Source organism: Arsukibacterium indicum (genome assembly GCF_019100565.1).
Classification (GTDB): Bacteria; Pseudomonadota; Gammaproteobacteria; order Enterobacterales; family Alteromonadaceae; genus Alishewanella; species Alishewanella indicum.
Genome location: NZ_JAHRID010000006.1, coordinates 52,549 through 71,996 on the forward strand (window position 1 = coordinate 52,549; position 19,448 = coordinate 71,996).

Consider the following 19,448-nt stretch of genomic DNA (forward strand, 5'->3'; position numbering starts at 1 on the left):
ATTAGTCTTGTATTTGCTGTTCAATTAACTCCAGCTCGTGCTGAAGTTTAAAGAAAAATTTGAGTTTACGCACCAGTTCGGCAGCCTGCTGATTCTGCTCGGCCGTATTGGCCTCAAGCGCTGCTGCCAGTTGTTTTAACAATACCTTGCGTTGTTGCTGCAATTGTTGCTCGACTGCCATAATTGCGTCATCAGGGTTATCACTGCTACTGATTTCTTCCAGCTGCTCACGCAGCTCCATCTGCTGCATTAAAAACACCGGATCGGTAAAGCTGCGCTGTTCGTGGCTGATTTTTAGACCACGCAGCGCCAGCAAATGTTCGGCCCGCAGCAACGGCTGCTTCAAACTGTGGTAAGCATCGTTAATGTTTGCGGTTTGCTGGACCGACATTAAGCGGTCACGATTTGAAGCGGCCGCATAATTGTCGGGGTGAAATTTGCGTTGCAATGCCAGATAACGTGAGCCTAATTCAGTTAAATCCAGCTCGAAGGATGCCGGTAAATCAAACAACTGAAAATAATTCATCTGGTATCGGCCTTACAGCAATCGGATAATTTAAACGGTAAAGCTTTCGCCGCAGCCACATTCGCCGTTAACGTTGGGGTTTTTAAACTGAAAACCTTCGTTCAGGCCTTCTTTAACAAAATCCAGCTGGGTGCCGTCGATATACACCAGGCTTTTGCCGTCAACGATCAGTTTCAGACCATGCTCTTCAAATACCTGATCATCATCGTTCAGCTCATCGACAAACTCCAGCACATAGGCCAGGCCGGAACAACCGGTAGTTTTAACACCTACCCGCAAGCCCAGGCCCTTGCCGCGATTCTGCAGAAAGTTACGTACTCTTTCAGCTGCCGCTGTGGTCATCGATATTGCCATACCGCATTAACCTCCGCGTTTTTGCTTGTAATCGGCTATTGCCGCTTTAATTGCATCTTCCGCCAGAATTGAGCAGTGAATTTTCACCGGAGGCAGCGCCAGCTCATGGGCGATGTCGGTATTTTTAATTTGCTGGGCTTCGTCCAGACTTTTGCCTTTAACCCACTCGGTTACCAGTGAACTGGAGGCGATAGCACTGCCACAACCATAGGTTTTAAACTTAGCATCTTCAATGATGCCCTGCTCATTCACTTTGATTTGCAGCTTCATCACGTCACCACAGGCCGGCGCACCCACCATACCGGTGGCAATGCTTGGGTCATCTTTGGCGAAAGAACCCACGTTACGTGGATTTTCATAATGATCGATTACTTTATTGCTGTAAGCCATGATCTGTTACCTCGTTGGACCGGAGTGCGCTTAATGCGCAACCCATGCCACTGTGTTTAAATCAATACCGTCTTTGAACATATCCCATAACGGCGACATTTCACGTAATTTATCAATCGCCTGATGGACAATTTTAATCGTGTGGTCAATTTGCGCTTCAGTGGTAAAACGACCGATACTGAAACGAATAGAACTATGTGCCAGCTCATCGTTTAAACCAAGCGCCCGCAGGACATAGGATGGTTCCAGGCTGGCTGAAGTACAGGCTGAACCTGAAGACACGGCGATGTCTTTTAATGCCATGATTAACGACTCGCCTTCCACGAAATTAAAGCTGATGTTGGTAATGCCCGGCACGCGTGGCGCATCACCACCATTTAAATAAACCTGTTCAATATCTTTTATACCGTTCCATAAACGGTCACGCAAAGTGGTGATCCGCTCGCGCTCAGCTGCCATTTCTTCTTTGGCCAGCCGAAACGCTTCGCCCATTGCCGCAATCTGATGCGGCGCCAGCGTACCTGAACGCATACCGCGCTCATGGCCACCACCATGGGTTTGGGCTTCTAAACGAATACGTGGTTTACGACGCACATATAACGCACCAATGCCTTTCGGACCATAGGTTTTGTGGCCGGAAAATGACATTAAATCAACCTTCAGGCTTTGCAGGTCGATATCGACTTTACCGGTGGCCTGCGCGGCGTCGACATGGAACACAATACCTTTGCTGCGACACAACTCACCGATAGCCGCGATATCCTGAATAACACCAATCTCGTTATTTACAAACATAATGCTGACAACTGATGTGTCAGGGCGCATTGCAGCTTCCAGCTTAGCCAGATCAACCAGGCCATTACTTTCTACATCCAGGTAAGTTACCTCAAAACCCTCACGCTCCAGCTGGCGCATGGTGTCCAGTACTGCTTTATGTTCGGTTTTGGCGGTAATTAAATGCTTGCCCTTTTTCTTATAGAACTGGGCCGCACCTTTAATGGCCAGGTTATTTGATTCGGTAGCACCAGAGGTAAACACAATTTCCCGCGGATCAGCATTAACCAGTTCTGCTATCTGGCTGCGGGCAATTTCCACAGATTCTTCCGCCTGCCAGCCGAAACGGTGCGAACGGGACGCAGGATTACCAAACTCGCCGTCCATTGTCAGATATTGCATCATTTTTTCGGCCACACGCGGGTCAACCGGGGTGGTAGCCGCATAATCCAGATAAATAGGTAGCTTCATTGTTGGCTCCAAAACGCGTTTACAACTGGCAACTGACTTTGATATCAGTTGCAGGATTCTTAACATTACGGCTGTTTTGCCGCTGTGCAATACTCTGCACATCTTGCTGGCTGACCAGTGCCGCCAGGCTGATATTGGTTAAAAAGTCTTCTATCCGATCACTTAGATCATGCCACAGTGTGTGAGTAAGACACTTGGCGCCACTCTGACAATCTGATTTGCCCTGACAGCGTGTGGCATCTACCGACTCGTCAACCGCAGCAATCACCGCTGAAATTGAAATAGCTTCAGGTGCCAGCCCAAGCTGGTAACCACCACCCGGGCCCCGCACACTGCTGACTAATCCTTGTTTACGCAAGCGGGCAAATAATTGTTCAAGATAAGATAACGAAATACCCTGCCGCTCAGAAATATCGGCCAGCGGCACCGGACCCTGCCCGGCGTGCAGCGCCACATCAAGCATGGCAGTAACAGCATAGCGACCTTTCGAGGTTAATCTCATAACAGGCTCCCTGACTTCATGCCGGCTATTGTACAATCCTGACTGTTTTAGTCAAGTATTTATCCCGGTACATTAGTCAGGTATTAAGCGGCTGTTTCAGGTCAGATACCCGGGTCAAACGCTTCAACTTCTTTGCGTCGCTGGTCTGCTGCCTGCTGTTCGGCCCGCTTAAAGTCTTCTTCCGGTAAATCCAGTTCGGGCATTTCAGCACAAACATTGCCCCCCAGACTGTTAACGCTACTGCATAACTCGGCCACTTTATTATCCAGCAGATGAATATGGTCGAGCAAAGTACCAATGGCACTGGCGACCGGATCGGGGTTGTCAGCTGATACTGCATAGGCATCAAAGCCAAATTTTTTTGCCAGATGCTGCCGCTGTTCACTTACCTCCGCTGCAACCTTAGCCACTACCCGTCCGGGAATACCTACCACCGTGGCCCCTGCCGGTACATCCTTTACAACCACAGCATTAGAGCCGATACGGGCATTTTCACCGACCTGAAGCGGCCCCAGTACTTTGGCGCCGGCACCGATAACCACACCGTTTGCGAGGGTCGGATGGCGTTTGCCCGGGTTCCAGCTTGTGCCGCCGAGGGTAACGCCATGATACAGAGTGCAGTCATCGCCAATCTCGGCCGTTTCACCTATCACCACCCCCATGCCATGGTCAATAAAAAAACGGCGGCCAATTTTAGCACCCGGATGTATTTCAACCCCGGTAAGCCAACGGGCAATAGTGCTTAAAAAGCGGGCCAGCCATTTAACATTAGCGCGCCATAATTTGTGGTTCAGCCGGTGCCACCAGATAGCATGCAGGCCAGGATAGTTGGTCAGCACTTCAAAGGTGCTTCGCGCCGCGGGGTCGCGCTCAAATACGCTTTTTATATCTTCTTTGATACCGGCAAACATCGCCTTACTCCTTGTGAGTATTGCTATCAGTTTTTTCCAGGCGTTGCATTGACGTTAAAATGCCACGCAAAATATTGTACTCAGCTTCCTCTGGCCGGGCGCGGTTAAATAAGCGCTTTAACTTTGTCATTACCACACCCGGGTGCTGTTTAATAATAAAACCGGTGTGTTGCAGGGCGGCTTCCAGATGCTGATAAAAGTTTTCCATTTGCGCTGAAGTTGGATAGTTTTCAAGCTCGGGTTCAGCTGCAACCGGAGCCGCGGCAAGAAACGCCATCCGCAACTCATAGCAGACGATTTGCACAGCCATCGCCAGATTCAGCGAGCTGTACTCAGGGTTGGCGGCAATACAAACATGATAGTTGCACAGCTGCAGCTCTTCATTACTTAAACCGCTTGACTCACGCCCAAACACCACCGCTACCGGTTTATTATTTTGTGCAATTGCCAGCTCAGCACACTGTCGTGGTTCAAGCATAGGCCAGCTTAGGGTGCGGGAGCGGGCACTGCTGCCAACAACCAGGGCACAATCTGCCACGGCTTCAGCCAGATTATCAAAGGTGGTGGCAGCGGCCAGAATTTCGCTGGCCCCTGCAGCCAGTGCGTAAGCCTGGCCGTCTGGCGCCGTTTTTGGTGCTACCAGACACAATTTAGACAAGCCCATGGTTTTCATTGCCCGGGCAACCGAACCAATATTACCGGTATGGGTAGTACCTACTAAAACCACTCTGATATTGTCCAAGGCCGATGGCGCAGCGTTCGCCACAGTGTTGCCCTCATTGCTGTTCATAGCGATAACCCGATAAAGCTTGCTGAAAAAGGCAGGCATTCTAACATAGGCCCCGCCAATTGTTGATTGAAATTTGGCAGTCTGGCCATCTAAATGCGCCTGATAAACCCTGCCGATAAACACTGCAATTCCGCAACCGCTTTGCTAAACTAGCGCCACTTTTAACAAAGAGAGCCTGAAGATGAAAACACTTAGCAAAGTTATAACGTTATCAGCAATACTCTTGTCGCTGCCACTCCTGGCAGACAGCACTACCGAAGCCCTGCAGCAAGCAGCGGATCACCATATCCGCAGTGAGCAAAATAAAAGCCGGGATCAATACCGCAATCCGGTGCAAACGCTGCAGTTTTTTGAAGTAACACCAACAAGCACCGTGGTGGAAATATCGCCAGGCGGTGGTTGGTACACTGAAATCCTTGCCCCCTTACTGGCCGCGCACGGTACCTATTATGCTGCCCATTTCCCGGCTGACAGCAGTTCAGATTATTACAAAAGAAACCTGGCCGCTTTTAAAGAAAAGCTGGCCGCCGATCCGATCTACAGCCGGGTAAAGTTAACTGAATTCGCTCCGGGTAATAGCAGTGCCATTGCTCCGGCTGGTAGTGCCGATATTGTGCTGACCTTCCGCAACCTGCATAACTGGTACGGGCAGGGTGGCGATGACGCCATGGTAAACATATTCAAAGACTTTTATAAGGCCCTGAAACCAGGTGGAGTGCTGGGCGTGGTCGAGCATCGCCTGCCAGCAGCACTGGCCAATGGCGACTGGACGAAGAGTGGTTATTTTCCAGAGCAGCTGACCATTCGTCTGGCGGAGCAAGCTGGTTTTGTATTAGAGGAAAGCAGCGACATCAATGCCAACCCTAAGGACACGGCAGATCATCCACGTGGGGTTTGGACGCTACCCCCGGTATTACGGTTGGGCGATGAAGACAAAGCCAAATATCAGGCGATTGGTGAGAGCGACCGTATGACCTTAAAATTTCGTAAACCTGTAGCACAATAAACGGAAAAACCGATGAAAGTACTGGTAATCGGCGGCGGTGGCCGCGAACATGCACTGGCCTGGAAGGCAGCGCAATCTCCACTTGTCAGCCAGGTGTTTGTGGCTCCTGGCAACGCCGGCACAGCCCGGGAAGCCAACCTGCAAAATGTAGCTATTGCTGCTGATGACGTATCAGCATTACTGGCTTTTGCTACTGAACAGCAGATTGAACTGACAATAGTTGGTCCTGAGGCCCCGCTGGCTAGAGGTGTAGTCGACACATTTCGCCAGCATGGCCTGGCTATATTCGGCCCGACTCAGGCAGCTGCGCAGTTAGAAAGCTCCAAAGCCTTTGCTAAGGACTTTCTGGCGCGCCATCAGATCCCAACCGCCGCCTACCAGAACTTTACTGAAATTGCTCCTGCTAAAGCCTTTGTGAAAAAACTCGGTACACCGATTGTAATTAAAGCGGACGGCCTGGCTGCAGGCAAAGGGGTGATTATTGCCCAAACCGAAGCAGAAGCCTTTGCCGCTATTGACGATATGCTGGCCGGCAACAAATTTGGTGATGCCGGCAGCAGAGTGGTTATCGAAGAGTTTCTGCACGGCGAGGAAGCCTCTTTTATTGTAATGGTCGACGGCGAACATGCCCTTGCTTTTGCCTCGTCTCAGGATCATAAAGCCCGGGACGATGGTGACAAAGGGCCAAATACCGGCGGTATGGGCGCTTACTCACCGGCGCCGGTAGTCACACCTGCGGTGCATGAATGGGTAATGCAACAGGTAATTTACCCCACCGTGCGCGGTATGGCCAAAGAAGGTAATGTTTTTACCGGTTTCCTGTATGCCGGCCTGATGATTGCACCTGATGGCTCAGCCAAGGTGCTGGAATTTAACTGCCGCTTTGGTGATCCAGAAACCCAGCCAATAATGCTCAGGTTAAAGTCAGATTTAGTGGCGCTGTGTCAGGCTGCCGTTAACGGTAAGTTGGATCAGGTAGACATTGATTTTACCGAACAAGCTGCGGTAGGCGTGGTACTGGCCGCTGGAGGCTATCCGGACAGTTATGCCAAAGGCATTGAAATCAAAGGGCTGGATGGTATAGACACGGATAATGCCAAAGTGTTTCATGCCGGTACCGAGCAAAAAGATACGAAAGTGCTGACCAATGGTGGCCGGGTGCTCTGCGCGACAGCCCTTGGTATCAACGTCAGTGAAGCCCGCCAGGCAGCCTATCAGCTGGCTGATAAAATCAGCTGGGATGGCATGTTTTATCGCAGCGATATCGGTTATCGGGCCGTGGCCCGTGAGCAGAATAAATAAGGCTGAGTGATGCGTGGATTATTATTGTTAGTTCTGTCACTGTCCGCACTGCTTAGCCTTGCGGCTTGCAGTAAATCAGAGCAGCAGCTTAGCTGCAGCAGCCCACAGCATGCTGTTATTGCTATTTCTGCACTGCAGGGGCAGACTGAACAAAGCCCGTTACTGGGCCAGCAAGTGGTTACCCAGGGTGTGGTGATTAGCGAAGTCTACCCCGATTCGCCACTGCCCGGGTTAATGCTGCAAAGCCTGGCGGCAGATGATAATCCACTGACCTCAGAGGGTTTATTTGTTCAGCTGACTGACACCGGCAGTTTCCAGCGTGGTGATATATTGCTGCTGCAAGGTACAGTCGCTGAAATAAATGATCTTACTGCCTTAGTTGATGTCAGCCAGCTGACGCGTTGTGGCACAGATAACGAGGCCAGTCCAGTCGCTGTTACCCTGCCACTTGCTCCTGAGCTTAACTTTGAAGCACTGGAAGGCATGTGGCTTAGCTTTTCGCAGGATCTAATCGTTAACGACAGTTATCAGCTGGGCCGTTATGGTGAATTAATTCTGGCAGACCAACGTTTGCTGGTACCGACCCAAATTAAAGCACCAGGCGAAGAAGCGCGCCGCTATGATGAGCAGCAAACACGACATATGCTGGTACTGGACGATGGCCGCTGGCAGGAAAACCCCGACCCGGTGCCGTTCCCGCCAGCAGGGTTGTCAGCAGATAACAGCCTGCGCTTAGGTGACACAGTGCGTGGTGTAACCGGTTTGCTTTTTCAGGATGAACGTGGTTACCGGTTAATCCCCACCAGTATACCCGAGTTTATTAAAACTAATCCGCGGCCAGCATACCCTACGGCCAAACAGCCAGAAGAGCTGCGAATAGCGGTATTCAATGTGCTGAACTTTTTTAACGGCCACGGTCAGGCAGAGCCATTCCCTACCCGGCGCGGCGCCCGCACTCCAGCCGAGCTAGCCCGTCAGCAAGCGAAACTGGTCAGTGCACTGACGGCCATTGATGCGGATATTATTGGTTTGCTCGAGCTGGAAAACAATGGCTACGGCAGTAACAGTGCTATTGCTACCCTGGTAACCGCCCTTAATCAGGTAGTCAGCACACCTTACAGCCTGGTTGAGACTTCAGAAACGCCCGGTAGCGACGCTATAAAAGTTGGCTTAATCTACCGGTCAGAGGCCGTTAGCCAAGCCGGGGTAGCCGCTACACAAACTGCGGAACCTTTTACCCGGCTGAACCGGGCACCGGTTGCCCAGACATTTAAGCATTTGGCCAGTGGTAATAACGTTACGGTAGCGGTTAATCACTTTAAATCTAAAGGCAGTTGCCCGCGGGATGATCGACCGGAATTACAGGCTCAGGCAGATCAGAACGATGGCCAGGCTTGCTGGAATGCCACCAGAGTAGCTGCCAGCCAGGCGCTGTCAGCATGGTTAGCAACGTCACCTACCGGAGTGGATACCCCCTTTCAGCTAATTGTGGGCGATTTAAACGCATACCGGATGGAAGACCCGGTGCGGGCACTGGAGCAATCCGGATGGCACTATTTACAGGATGAGCATCACCCCGGTTTTTCTTATGCATTCAAAGGCCGCAGCGGCTCGCTTGATCACGCCCTGGCAACCGAACAGCTGGCAAAAAACCTGCGCTCGCTTACGCACTGGGCGATTAATGCCGAAGAGCCGGTACTGCTTGATTACAGCGGTCGCTATAAATCAGAAGCTGCGCAACAACGCTTATACGGACCAACACCTTACCGTTCGTCTGATCATAATCCTATTATTGCCACTTTCAGCTTTTAACGTCATATGTAATGCGGTCAGCAACAGGATGCTGACCGCTTTCTGCCAACCTGTATCCTGCCCCAGTGCCAGATAAAAGTTGCAGCCGGTAGCAATGTTGCTTTATGGTATCTGCAACTTTGCTAATGGCGCCGCTTATGTCTCATAAAAATCCAATCATTGCTATCACCGGTTCGTCTGGCGCAGGGACCACCACCACTACTATCGCTTTTCAGCATATTTTTCGCACCCTCGGTATTGATGCGGCTTTTGTTGAAGGCGACTGTTTTCACCGTTTCAGTCGGCCGGAAATGGATTTGGCGATGCGCAAAGCCAAAGAGGCCGGTCGCTATATCAGTTATTTCGGAGCAGAAGCAAACGACTTTGGCGCACTGGAAACATTTTTTGCCAGTTATGCCGAAACCGGTACCGGCCGGATCCGGCATTACCTGCACACCTTTGATGAAGCCGTACCATACAACCAACTACCTGGTACCTTTACCCCCTGGCAGGACTTACGCGCAAACACCGATTTACTATTTTATGAAGGTTTGCACGGCGGTGCCGTTACCGAGCAGCATAATGTGGCGCAACATGTTGATTTACTGATTGGCATGGTGCCTATTGTTAACCTTGAGTGGATCCAGAAAATTATCAGGGACACTTCAGAGCGGGGCCATAGCCGCGAGGCCGTGCAGGCCAGTATTGTACGCAGCATGGACGATTATATTAACCATATTACGCCGCAGTTCTCCCGAACCCATATTAATTTTCAGCGGGTACCTACCGTTGATACGTCTAATCCGTTCAGTGCCAAAGACATTCCGTCACTGGATGAAAGCTTTGTGGTTATTCGCTTTCGCGGCATAAAACATGTCGATTTCCCTTATTATCTGCGGATGATCCATGGCTCTTTTATGTCGCGGGTAAATACCCTGGTGGTTCCTGGTGGCAAAATGGGTTTAGCAATGGAGCTGATTTTAACACCGTTAATTGAAGCCATAATGCAAAAGCGGCGCCAGGCTCGTGGTCAGGCAGACTGGCTGGGTAAATAAACCCATCTGCACTGGCCGCCAGTTGGCGCCGCTCTGTTGTCAGTAATCTCAGGCTTATTTCATCTCTGGTAAGTTGCGGCCGTAAAAAATTTCCCGGATCTCTTTAAACACTTTTTTACTGATCATTTTCTGCTCATCTGCAGTCATACTGTCGGTACCCATGCCAAACAGATAGTTGTTCAGATCCGCCTCTTTTAACATCATCTTGGTATGAAACAGATTTTCCTGATAAACATTTACATCTATCATCTGGAACGCCTGCTTGGTATCCATTTCCATAAAGTTCTGAATAGAACTTATCGGATGATCGATATAATGTTTAGTGCCGCTAATATCACGGGTAAAACCGCGCACACGGTAGTCTATTGTTACCACGTCAGACTCAAAACTGTGAATAAGGAAATTCAGTGCTTTCAGTGGCGAAATAATGCCACAGGTTGAGACCTCAATATCGGCCCTGAAAGTACAGATCCCGTCATGCGGATGCACCTCCGGATAGGTGTGTACGCAGATATGGCTTTTATCCAGATGCGCTACCACAGCTTCAGGTAATGGCCCCGGATTTTCTGAATTATCCGGGTCAACCAGCACCGGCTCTTCACTAACCAGAATAGTAACGCTCGCTCCCTGCGGATCGTAATCCTGACGGGCTATATTCAGTACATTGGCGCCAATGATATCGACTACTTCGGTCAGAATATCAGTCAGCCGGTCAGCGTTATACTGCTCGTCAATGTATTCAATATATTCCTGCCGATGCTGCTCGGTTTTCGCATAACAAATATCGTATAAGCTAAAGCTTAAACTTTTGGTCAGGTTATTAAACCCGTGCAGTTTCAGTTTTTCAAAAGGCTTTACCAATTTCTGCAATCTCCACTACAGCCGTTGCTGTATTGTTTAGCTGGGCAATGACTCAGACACAGCGGTCTGGTTTGCATTGTTAATACTATAGGAATGGCTTACAGCAACACTGCTGGCCAGCATAATAGACACCGAGCAATATTTATCTGCTGATAAATTAACTGCCCGCGCTACTTGTTTGTCACTCAGATCGTGGCCCGACACCACAAAGTGCAGGTGAATTTTAGTAAACACTCTGGGGGCGCTCTCTGCCCGCTCGGCTTTAAGCTCGACTTCACAACCAACAACCTGCTGACGGGCTTTTTGCAAAATACTGACTACATCAACCGAAGAGCAGGCCCCGGCAGACATCAGTACCATCTCCATAGGAGTTGGCGCCGAGCTGTCTGTACTGTCGGCGTCAAACACCATTGAATGACCGCTGGCAGAGCGACCAATAAACCTCAGGTTATCAACCCAGCTGACTTTTGCTTGCATATCCAATCCTGGCGTGATTTTTTAGGCTGGATATTCTACGGAAATATAGGGCTGGTAGCCAGCATTAATCCTGCTGAAACAAGGCTAATCCATTAGCCTGGCGATTGCGCTATCAAACAGGTTTTTGATTAACAATGCAATTTCGTTGATAAGTTCCGCTTGTTCGACAGTTGCTTTTTTTTCCAGCACGCTACTCAGAACTTCCTGAAAATCGTACATAATGCCATCAACTTCACGAATTATCATGCTGCGATGGTTCATTTCCAGCTCGGTGTGTTGGGTACAGAGGGCAATAATTTGCTCGGCAATGCGTTCTTCCAGAATCACACCTACCGTTTTACCGTTGGCCAGTTCGGTGCCATCTTCAGTGAAAAGAGTCAGATGTTCCGTTAAAAACTGGATAAGGTGCTCGTAGCCGGATTGATCAGTCACCATGTTGAAGGTTACCTGCATTGCTTGGCATTAAAAACATTACAATAGCGTAATTTAACCAAAATGTCGGCAAGAAAACAAATCGGGGCCGCAGCCCCGATTTTACCAATTAAAATGTCAGGCCAGGTGATAACTGCTCTGGCATTGATACCTGATCTAATTCTACTGACGCCACCGGATAAGCACAGTAATCTGCTGCATAATACGCGCTGGCGCGGTGATTACCACTTCCACCAATACCGCCAAACGGCGCGGCAGAGCTGGCGCCGGTTATCGGCCGGTTCCAGTTGACAATACCGGCCCGGATCCGCCGGTAAAAATGCTGATACAGTTCCTGACTGTCACTGAGTAAGCCTGCCGACAAACCAAAGCTGGTATTGTTCGCTGCATCAATAGCAGTATCAAAGTCAGTAAAACGGAACACTTTTAGTAAAGGACCAAAATGCTCTTCATCCGGAAAGTTCTTTATATTGCTGCATTCTATGATACCAGGTGATACCAGCGCGGTATCACTTTGCAAATGCTGCAGCTCAACCAGCACTTCGCCGCCCAGATCAACAAGCTGTTGCTGAGCCGCACGCATCCCCTTAGCGGCAGCGACGGAAATCATGGCACCTATAAACGGTTGTGGATCAGCGTCATACAGGCCGGTTTTAATATTACGGGTCACTTCTATCAGCCGGGCAAGAATGGCATCGCCCTGAGCATTAGCGGGTAAAAACAACTTACGGGCACAGGTACAACGCTGACCGGCTGAAATAAAGGCCGATTGCACGATATCATGCACCGCCGCATCAATATTGCTGACATCCTGGACAATAAGCGGGTTATTACCGCCCATTTCCAGTGCCAGAATTTTTTCTGGCCGGCCGGCAAACTGCTGGTGTAAATAATGGCCAGTGCGCGAACTTCCGGTGAAGAACAGGCCGTCAATACCATCATGACTTGCTAAAGCCTTACCGGTATCAACTTCGCCCTGCAACAAGTTTAATACCCCTGCCGGCAAGCCCGCTTTTTCCCACAATTTAACCGTATGTTCAGCAACCATTGGGGTTAACTCGGATGGCTTAAACAAAACCGTGTTGCCGGCAAGTAACGCAGGAACAATATGACCATTGGGCAAATGGCCCGGGAAATTATAAGGCCCGAATACGGCCACCACGCCATGCGGTTTATGCCTGATAAAAGCCCGCCCCTGCGGCATAGGATTTTCTTTGGTGCCGGTACGTTCTTCATAAGCACGCACAGAAATATCAACCTTACCTATCATGGCAGCAACTTCGGTACGGCTTTCCCACAATGCTTTACCTGTGTCTCTGGCAATACAAAGTGCCAACGCTTCTTTATTTTCGGCCAGTTGTTCAGCAAAACGTTTTACTACTTCTACTCTGGCTTCAAAACTTAAATCACCCCAGCTGTATTGAGCGGCGCGTGCAGCGTTTATGGCTGCGTCTACCTGCTCTGCACTGGCTGCCTGCCCCTGCCAAACCTGTTGGTTTTTGGCCGGGTCCAATGACGAAAAAGACTTGCCCTCTCCTGCCAACCATTGACCATTAATAAATTGCACTGCGTGGCTCATGTATTACCCCTGCTTAAATTCTGGTTAATCGGACCTGATCACCGGCTTTAACTCCCAAAGCATCGGCACAGGCCTGTGGCAGCACAACCTGTTCGCTCTGTTCAGTCACAGTAAGCGGTAACCAGGTAGCACGAAAATTCCCGATATTAGTATTGCAGATCAAATAGGGCTGGCTGTCCGGCCCCGGCGTACCAATCTGCACCTGTAATTTGCGACTATACCGAATTGAACGGATATGCTCTACCCTTGCCTCAACTGTTGGACCGGCATCAAAAATATCGACATAACCGCGATTAGAAAACCCTTCGGATTGCAACAATGCCAGGGCGGGCCGGGTTTTGTCGTGCACTTTACCAATAACCTGCTGTGCATCTTTACTAAGTAAGCTGACATAGATCGGGTATTTGGGCATCAACTCGGCAATAAACACTTTCTGTCCAATACCTGTGAGATAGTCAGCGGTTGGAAAGTCGACAGAAAAGAAATGCTCCTGCAACCAACGCCAGAAAGGCGAGTGACCATTCTGGTCTGATACGCCTCGCATTTCGGCGATAACCCGGTCGGCAAAGCGTTCAGCAAATTCAGCCATAAATAGAAATCGGGCTTTCGACAGTAAACGACCATTATTTTTCTCCCGACGGTTTTCACGCAAAAACAGCGTACACAATTCGCTGACGCCAGTGTAATCGTTACACAGCGTCAGAATATCTACTGTTTTGTATACCCCGAGCGAACGCGAACTGTGAACAACCTTACCCAAATGATAGTGATAAAACGCATCATCCAGGCCTACGGCCGCTTCCAGAGCACTGGTGCCGCAAACATCGCCATTGCTGGTATCCTCGAGCACAAATAAATAGCCTTCGTCACCAGGACCGCTGACTGTCTTTTGTAACGACTGCTCCGAACGGCTGATCTTGCGCATTAGCAGCTCATCATTGACCGGCAGCGAGGTAAAACCATGCCCCGATTCCACTGCCATTTGATAGAGCGCCGGGTAATCATCCGCTCGGATTGGGCGAATCACCATCATCGTCGCTTACTCCATTTTTGCTTTATAATCTGTCAGGGCAAGCTGACTTGCCCCGCAATGCTTCATAATGCGGTCTTAATGCCGCTTATTGTGGGATGTCGCAGCTACGATAAATCTTAAGCTCCGACTACCTGTTCTACTGCTGCGGCAAAGCGCTGCATCCCTTCGCGGATATCCTGTTCGGTGATAACCAGTGATGGTGCAAAACGGATGACATCCGGCCCGGCCACTAAAACCATCAACCCTTGATCGGCAGCGGCTAAAAAGAAATCACGGGCCCGGCCGCGGTATTTTTCTGTCAGTACTGCACCCAGCAGCATGCCCTGGCCCCGCACTTCAGTAAAAACCTGATACTGGCTGTTTACCTGTTGCAGACACTCGCGGAACATCTGCTCATTTCGTAACACAGTTGCCAGCAATTCCGGCTGATTAACAGTATCAATAACTGCTTCAGCAACGGCACAGGCCAGCGGATTACCGCCATAAGTGCTGCCATGGGTACCGACTTTTAAATGACTGGCAATGGCATTAGTGGTTAGCATGGCACCGATTGGGAAACCGCCACCTAACGATTTAGCCGTGGTCAGAATGTCCGGCGTGACACCGTAGTTCATATACGCATACAACTTACCCGTGCGCCCAACTCCGGTTTGAACTTCATCAAATACCAGCAGCGCATTGTGCTGGTCACATAAGTCCCGCAGGCCCTGCAAAAATGCAGGTTCAGCCGGAATAATACCGCCTTCGCCCTGAATGGGTTCGACAACAATGGCACAGGTATTGTCTGAAATTAGCGCTTTAACGCTGTCCAGATTGTTGAATTCTGCATGCGCTACTGCGCCCGGTTTAGGACCAAAACCGTCAGAGTACGAGGCCTGACCACCGACGGTTACAGTGAAGAAAGTACGACCGTGAAAGCTTTTACCAAAAGAAATAATTTGTTGCTTTTGCTCGCCAAATTTATCAAGTGCCCAGCGACGGGCCAACTTAAAAGCCGCTTCATTGGCTTCAGCACCAGAATTAGCAAAATATACTTTGTCAGCAAACGTGGCATCAACCAGCTTTTTTGCCAGACGCAATGCCGGCTCATTGGTCAGAACGTTACTTAAATGCCACAGCTTATCCGCCTGTTGTTTTAATGCACCTACTAAAGCTGGATGGCAATGACCCAGACTACTGACAGCAATACCACCAGCAAAGTCTATATACTCACGTTCGTTCTGATCCCAGACCCGGGAGCCCTGTCCACGCACCGGAATCACACTGGCCGGAGCATAATTTGGCACCATAACTTCATCAAATAAGGCCCGGTTTACTGCAAAGTTTGTTGTCATGTTCCTTTCCTCTTTCTTAAGCGGGGGGTCGGTCTGTTGGTCAGAAACGCACTGCCACTGCCGGTAATTATCAGAGCATTATTACAGGTTTCGACGCCTTTGTCTTGTCAGGAAAAATGGCTAAAGCCAGAAAAATCAAGGGCTACAGATAGATTTGCAATCGAAATGAATAACTACGCAACTAACGGAAGTCAGCTTAAAACGAGCCTTCACTTACGCTAAAGGTGCAGCTGGCAATCTGGCCCGGCGAACCTGTAAATGGTGAGCTGCATGAATATGGTCAAAAAAAATGTTATAAATCGATACTAAGCCGTTTTAAATTGGTTTTTGCCAGCGTATTTTGCTGTTCGTCGGTTAAATTCACCGCTGAAAACCAGTTAAGCGCTTCTTGTGAGCCCGCTTTACCGGCAGCCTTCAGATGCTGCCATTGCACATAAACCTGGGCCTGCTGCACTATTCGTCCTAAAGGACTGATGCCGTTAAAGCCGATCCCTTCCGCTAACTGATCCAGCGTTTGGCACAGAGGCAAATGATGCAACGACCAGCGTGAGCTGATATCAGCACTGAGTATCTCGGCAAATTCCAACAAACTATTACTTAAGAAACCGGCATCCGGTTCAAGACCATCCAGCGCATCGGTTAGTTCAGTGTTACGTTCATCCCGCGCCTTAAGCAGTTCTTCCTGCTTAATTTGCTGATAGGTACGCAGATAATTGCGGGTTACTACGATATGGCCCAGCGGATGAAACAAGCCAACACAAAACGCGGCGTAAGGTAGCTCAGCACTGTCCTCCGCCAACCTGCGTGCAGCAATGGCACAGGCCAGAGTATAATCCCATAAGCGTGTTTTCAAGCCAACAAACGGGTCAGTCGCATGAGGTAAACAGCGGCGCATGCCGTATACCGGCACGATTAACTGCAAACTTTCCACCCCGAGAAAACGCAAAGCGGTTTTTACATCCTTAATTAACGCACCTGAAGCCGTACGATTGCGATATTGCGGTTGATTCACCAATTTGAGCAGGTCTTCTTTTAACCAGTCAATTTCGCTGATTAAGGGGTCCAGCTGGTTAATAGTTACCGCTTTGTAGGCCAGCTTATCCAAAACCTGATGATACTGTTCGCCTAAATCAAAAATTGAGGCACTGACCAGCGAAATATTGCCAAGTCGCTGAAACAGCTGGTCGGCAACCTGATCGTGCATATGGGCCTGGGCAAACTCAACAAACTGCTGCCGGGCTTGCTGGCCGGCCAATCGTTGTTGCATAGCAGCCGCATCAACCGCCAGCAGTTTGCGGCTAGTAGCTGAACCCGTTTTAACCTGATATTGCAAACGAGTGGCTTCAGGGTTGACACCGATGAAATCATCCCAGAAAAGTTGGGGCAAAGGTACGTTCAGGTTGCTCATTGCTGATTAACCACCTGTTGTTGGCAGGCAACAGTACGCAGTTGCAGAAAATTATTCAACATTGCTTTACCTGCTTTACTTAAAATCGCTTCAGGATGAAACTGGACGCCATGAATTGCCATTTCACCATGCATTAAAGCCATTATTTCATCCTGTTGTTCTGGTTTACCGGTCCAGGCTGTGGTTGTCAGTTCTGTCGGCAAACTGGCTGCATCAACCAGCAACGAATGATACCGGGTAACTGATAACGGGTTGGGCAACCCGGCAAATACCGACTGGCCCTGATGATATATCTCAGAGTTTTTCCCATGCATCACTTTCGCCGCCCGGCAAACCTTGCCACCAAAAACCCGGGCAATCGCCTGATGGCCAAGGCAAACACCCAGCAGAGGTATTTTACCGGCAAAATATTCAATTGCCGCCAGGCTGACACCGGCTTGATCTGGTGTGCCTGGCCCGGGCGATATCACCAGATAATCAGGTGCCAGGGCAGCGAGAGCAGCAACACTAAGCTCGTCATTGCGTTTTACTACAACCTGCTGACCAAGTTCAGCGAAATACTGCACCAGATTCCAGGTAAAAGAATCGTAATTGTCGATCATCAGCAGCATGCAGCGCTCCGAAAAAACAGCCTGGAAAAAGGATCAGGGTGCAACAAAACCTACCGCATCATTGACTTTTGCCAGGGTTGCTGCAGCACGACTGCGGGCCTTTTCAGCTCCGGCCCGCATGACGCTTTGCAGTACCGGCAAATCAGCCCGTAACTCGGTAAAGGATTTTTGCACCGGCTCCAGTAAGGCAATAACTGCATCGGCAACGTCGCCTTTTAGATGGCCGTACATTTTACCTTCGTACTCTGCTTCCAGCGCCTGCACTGATTTACCGGTAACGCCACTTAGGATACTTAACAAGTTTGCTACGCCAGGTTTGGCGTCTATGTCAAAACGGACCCGTGGCGGATCGTCAGAGTCGGTCATGGCTTTTTTAAATTTTTTGCTGATCATTTTCGGGTCTTCCAGCAAACCAACAAAATTCCATGGGTTCTCATCAGATTTCGACATTTTCTTAGTCGGATCCTGCAAACTCATTACCCGGGCCGCGACAGGCGGAATAAAAGGCTCCGGCACGGTAAAAATTTCGCCATAGGCTGTATTAAAACGCATAGCTACATCCCGCGCTAGCTCCAAATGCTGTTTTTGATCATGGCCTACCGGGATCTGATTGGCCTGGTACAACAAAATATCGGCGGCCATCAATACCGGGTAAGTAAATAAGCCGGCATTAACGTTATTATTGTGGCGTTCTGACTTATCTTTAAACTGGGTCATCCGGCCAAGCTCACCAAACTGGGTATAGCAATTTAACACCCAGGCTAACTGGCTATGCTCTGGCACGTGTGACTGCATAAATACCGCCGAGCGCTTTGGGTCAATACCACAAGCCAGGTAAAGTGCCAGGCTGTCCAGAGACGCATTTCGCAGTGCAAGCGGGTCCTGGCGCACCGTTATTGCGTGCAAGTCGACAATACAATACAGACAGTCATAGTCATCCTGCATCTGATCCCATTGCCGCAGAGCGCCCAGATAGTTACCAATGGTGAGTTGTCCTGAAGGTTGGGCGCCACTTAATACGATTGGTTTGCTACTCATGTTGGGTTCACTGTCCTGAATTTATACATTCTTAAAGGTTGGCATTATAGCCGCATGCGACCTGTGACCGAAGAAAATTATTTGCCATGCACTGCCGCAAGCTGCTGGCGCATCATGCTGATGGTCTGCTGATAATCATCACTGCTGAAAATAGCGGAACCGGCCACAAACATATCGGCACCGGCTTTAGCAATGTCACCAATGTTATCAACAGTTACACCGCCATCGACTTCTAATCTGATTGGCAAGCCACTGTCGTCAATTAGCTGCCGTACCTGGGCCAGTTTATCAAGCGTGGCAGGAATAAACTTCTGGCCACCAAAACCAGGATTAACTGACATCAGCAAAATAACATCCAGTTTATCCAGTACATGGTCCAGATAACTTAGTGGTGTTGCCGGGTTAAATACCAGACCAGCCTGACAACCATGACTTTTAATCAGCTGCAGGGTGCGGTCAATATGGCGTGACGCTTCGGGGTGAAAGGTAATAATACTGGCGCCGGCTTCTGCAAACTGCGGCACGAGACTATCAACCGGTTCAACCATTAGATGCACATCGATTGGCGCAGTAATGCCGTAATTTCTAATCGCCTTACATACCATAGGACCTATAGTCAGATTAGGTACATAATGATTATCCATCACATCAAAATGTACGACGTCAGCCCCCGCGGCTAACACACTGTCAATGTCACTGCCGAGTCTGGCAAAGTCTGCAGATAAAATTGAAGGGGCTATTAAATATGGCAACATAACTTCGCTCCACTTTTCAGAAAAGCTGACTTTACTGAATTAGCTGCC

General features: G+C 49.5%; 21 protein-coding genes. 4 read left to right on the forward strand and 17 right to left on the reverse strand.

Annotation, left to right across the window (positions count from 1 at the left end):
- Position 1: 1 nt before the first annotated feature.
- The 7 genes from hscB to trmJ form a co-directional block, all read right to left on the reverse strand.
- Positions 2-526, reverse strand: a complete 525-nt coding sequence (gene hscB / locus KQY15_RS13060; RefSeq protein ID WP_217669863.1) for a co-chaperone HscB — start codon at positions 524-526, stop codon at positions 2-4.
- A gap of 30 nt (positions 527-556) precedes the next feature.
- Positions 557-880 (reverse strand): iron-sulfur cluster assembly protein IscA, encoded by a 324-nt coding sequence (iscA, locus tag KQY15_RS13065; protein ID WP_217669865.1) that lies wholly within the window; start codon positions 878-880, stop codon positions 557-559.
- Positions 881-886: 6 nt separating this feature from the next.
- Entirely contained in the window at positions 887-1,270 is a 384-nt protein-coding gene (gene iscU, locus KQY15_RS13070; RefSeq protein WP_019675682.1) for a Fe-S cluster assembly scaffold IscU, read from the reverse strand.
- A 30-nt stretch (positions 1,271-1,300) separates the two neighbouring features.
- Positions 1,301-2,515, reverse strand: a complete 1,215-nt coding sequence (locus KQY15_RS13075; RefSeq protein WP_217669867.1) for an IscS subfamily cysteine desulfurase — start codon at positions 2,513-2,515, stop codon at positions 1,301-1,303.
- Positions 2,516-2,534: 19 nt separating this feature from the next.
- On the reverse strand, positions 2,535-3,017 hold the full coding sequence (iscR, locus tag KQY15_RS13080; RefSeq protein WP_217669869.1) for a Fe-S cluster assembly transcriptional regulator IscR: 483 nt from the start codon (positions 3,015-3,017) through the stop codon (positions 2,535-2,537).
- A 101-nt stretch (positions 3,018-3,118) separates the two neighbouring features.
- On the reverse strand, positions 3,119-3,928 hold the full coding sequence (gene cysE, locus KQY15_RS13085) for a serine O-acetyltransferase (RefSeq protein WP_217669871.1): 810 nt from the start codon (positions 3,926-3,928) through the stop codon (positions 3,119-3,121).
- 4 nt (positions 3,929-3,932) lie between these two features.
- Entirely contained in the window at positions 3,933-4,718 is a 786-nt protein-coding gene (gene trmJ, locus KQY15_RS13090; RefSeq protein WP_217670219.1) for a tRNA (cytosine(32)/uridine(32)-2'-O)-methyltransferase TrmJ, read from the reverse strand.
- 181 nt (positions 4,719-4,899) lie between these two features.
- Between trmJ and KQY15_RS13095 the strand changes: the two genes are divergently transcribed.
- From KQY15_RS13095 to KQY15_RS13110, 4 genes are all read left to right on the forward strand, one after another.
- The gene (locus tag KQY15_RS13095) at positions 4,900-5,724 is read left to right on the forward strand and encodes a class I SAM-dependent methyltransferase (protein WP_217669873.1); all 825 of its coding nucleotides are present in this window, start codon (positions 4,900-4,902) and stop codon (positions 5,722-5,724) included.
- A 12-nt stretch (positions 5,725-5,736) separates the two neighbouring features.
- Entirely contained in the window at positions 5,737-7,026 is a 1,290-nt protein-coding gene (gene purD, locus KQY15_RS13100; RefSeq protein WP_217669875.1) for a phosphoribosylamine--glycine ligase, read from the forward strand.
- Between the two features lie 9 nt (positions 7,027-7,035).
- Complete coding sequence (locus KQY15_RS13105; RefSeq protein ID WP_217669877.1) at positions 7,036-8,838, forward strand: ExeM/NucH family extracellular endonuclease; 1,803 nt, start codon at positions 7,036-7,038, stop codon at positions 8,836-8,838.
- Positions 8,839-8,975: 137 nt separating this feature from the next.
- Complete coding sequence (locus tag KQY15_RS13110; protein ID WP_217669879.1) at positions 8,976-9,872, forward strand: phosphoribulokinase; 897 nt, start codon at positions 8,976-8,978, stop codon at positions 9,870-9,872.
- A 54-nt stretch (positions 9,873-9,926) separates the two neighbouring features.
- Here the strand turns inward: KQY15_RS13110 and speD are convergent, their stop codons facing one another.
- From speD to rpe, 10 genes are all read right to left on the reverse strand, one after another.
- Complete coding sequence (gene speD, locus KQY15_RS13115) at positions 9,927-10,733, reverse strand: adenosylmethionine decarboxylase (RefSeq protein WP_217670221.1); 807 nt, start codon at positions 10,731-10,733, stop codon at positions 9,927-9,929.
- Between the two features lie 36 nt (positions 10,734-10,769).
- On the reverse strand, positions 10,770-11,210 hold the full coding sequence (locus tag KQY15_RS13120; RefSeq protein WP_217669881.1) for an OsmC family protein: 441 nt from the start codon (positions 11,208-11,210) through the stop codon (positions 10,770-10,772).
- 84 nt (positions 11,211-11,294) lie between these two features.
- On the reverse strand, positions 11,295-11,645 hold the full coding sequence (locus KQY15_RS13125) for a DUF3802 family protein (protein ID WP_217669883.1): 351 nt from the start codon (positions 11,643-11,645) through the stop codon (positions 11,295-11,297).
- Between the two features lie 106 nt (positions 11,646-11,751).
- Positions 11,752-13,221 carry a succinylglutamate-semialdehyde dehydrogenase gene (gene astD, locus KQY15_RS13130; protein ID WP_217669885.1) on the reverse strand — a complete coding sequence of 490 codons (1,470 nt, stop codon included), beginning with the start codon at positions 13,219-13,221 and terminating at the stop codon, positions 11,752-11,754.
- Between the two features lie 13 nt (positions 13,222-13,234).
- A complete protein-coding gene (astA, locus tag KQY15_RS13135) occupies positions 13,235-14,254 on the reverse strand; it encodes an arginine N-succinyltransferase (RefSeq protein WP_217669887.1) in 1,020 nt (339 codons plus the stop codon).
- Positions 14,255-14,370: 116 nt separating this feature from the next.
- Positions 14,371-15,588, reverse strand: coding sequence for an aspartate aminotransferase family protein (locus KQY15_RS13140; RefSeq protein WP_217669889.1), 1,218 nt, complete (start codon positions 15,586-15,588; stop codon positions 14,371-14,373).
- Between the two features lie 292 nt (positions 15,589-15,880).
- The gene (locus KQY15_RS13145; protein ID WP_217669891.1) at positions 15,881-16,996 is read right to left on the reverse strand and encodes an HDOD domain-containing protein; all 1,116 of its coding nucleotides are present in this window, start codon (positions 16,994-16,996) and stop codon (positions 15,881-15,883) included.
- Positions 16,993-17,607 carry an anthranilate synthase component II gene (locus KQY15_RS13150; RefSeq protein WP_217669893.1) on the reverse strand — a complete coding sequence of 205 codons (615 nt, stop codon included), beginning with the start codon at positions 17,605-17,607 and terminating at the stop codon, positions 16,993-16,995. The genes KQY15_RS13145 and KQY15_RS13150 overlap by 4 nt, the downstream gene beginning before the upstream one ends.
- A gap of 33 nt (positions 17,608-17,640) precedes the next feature.
- The gene (gene trpS, locus KQY15_RS13155) at positions 17,641-18,645 is read right to left on the reverse strand and encodes a tryptophan--tRNA ligase (RefSeq protein WP_217669895.1); all 1,005 of its coding nucleotides are present in this window, start codon (positions 18,643-18,645) and stop codon (positions 17,641-17,643) included.
- A gap of 77 nt (positions 18,646-18,722) precedes the next feature.
- A complete protein-coding gene (gene rpe, locus KQY15_RS13160) occupies positions 18,723-19,400 on the reverse strand; it encodes a ribulose-phosphate 3-epimerase (RefSeq protein WP_217669897.1) in 678 nt (225 codons plus the stop codon).
- Positions 19,401-19,448: the final 48 nt, after the last annotated feature.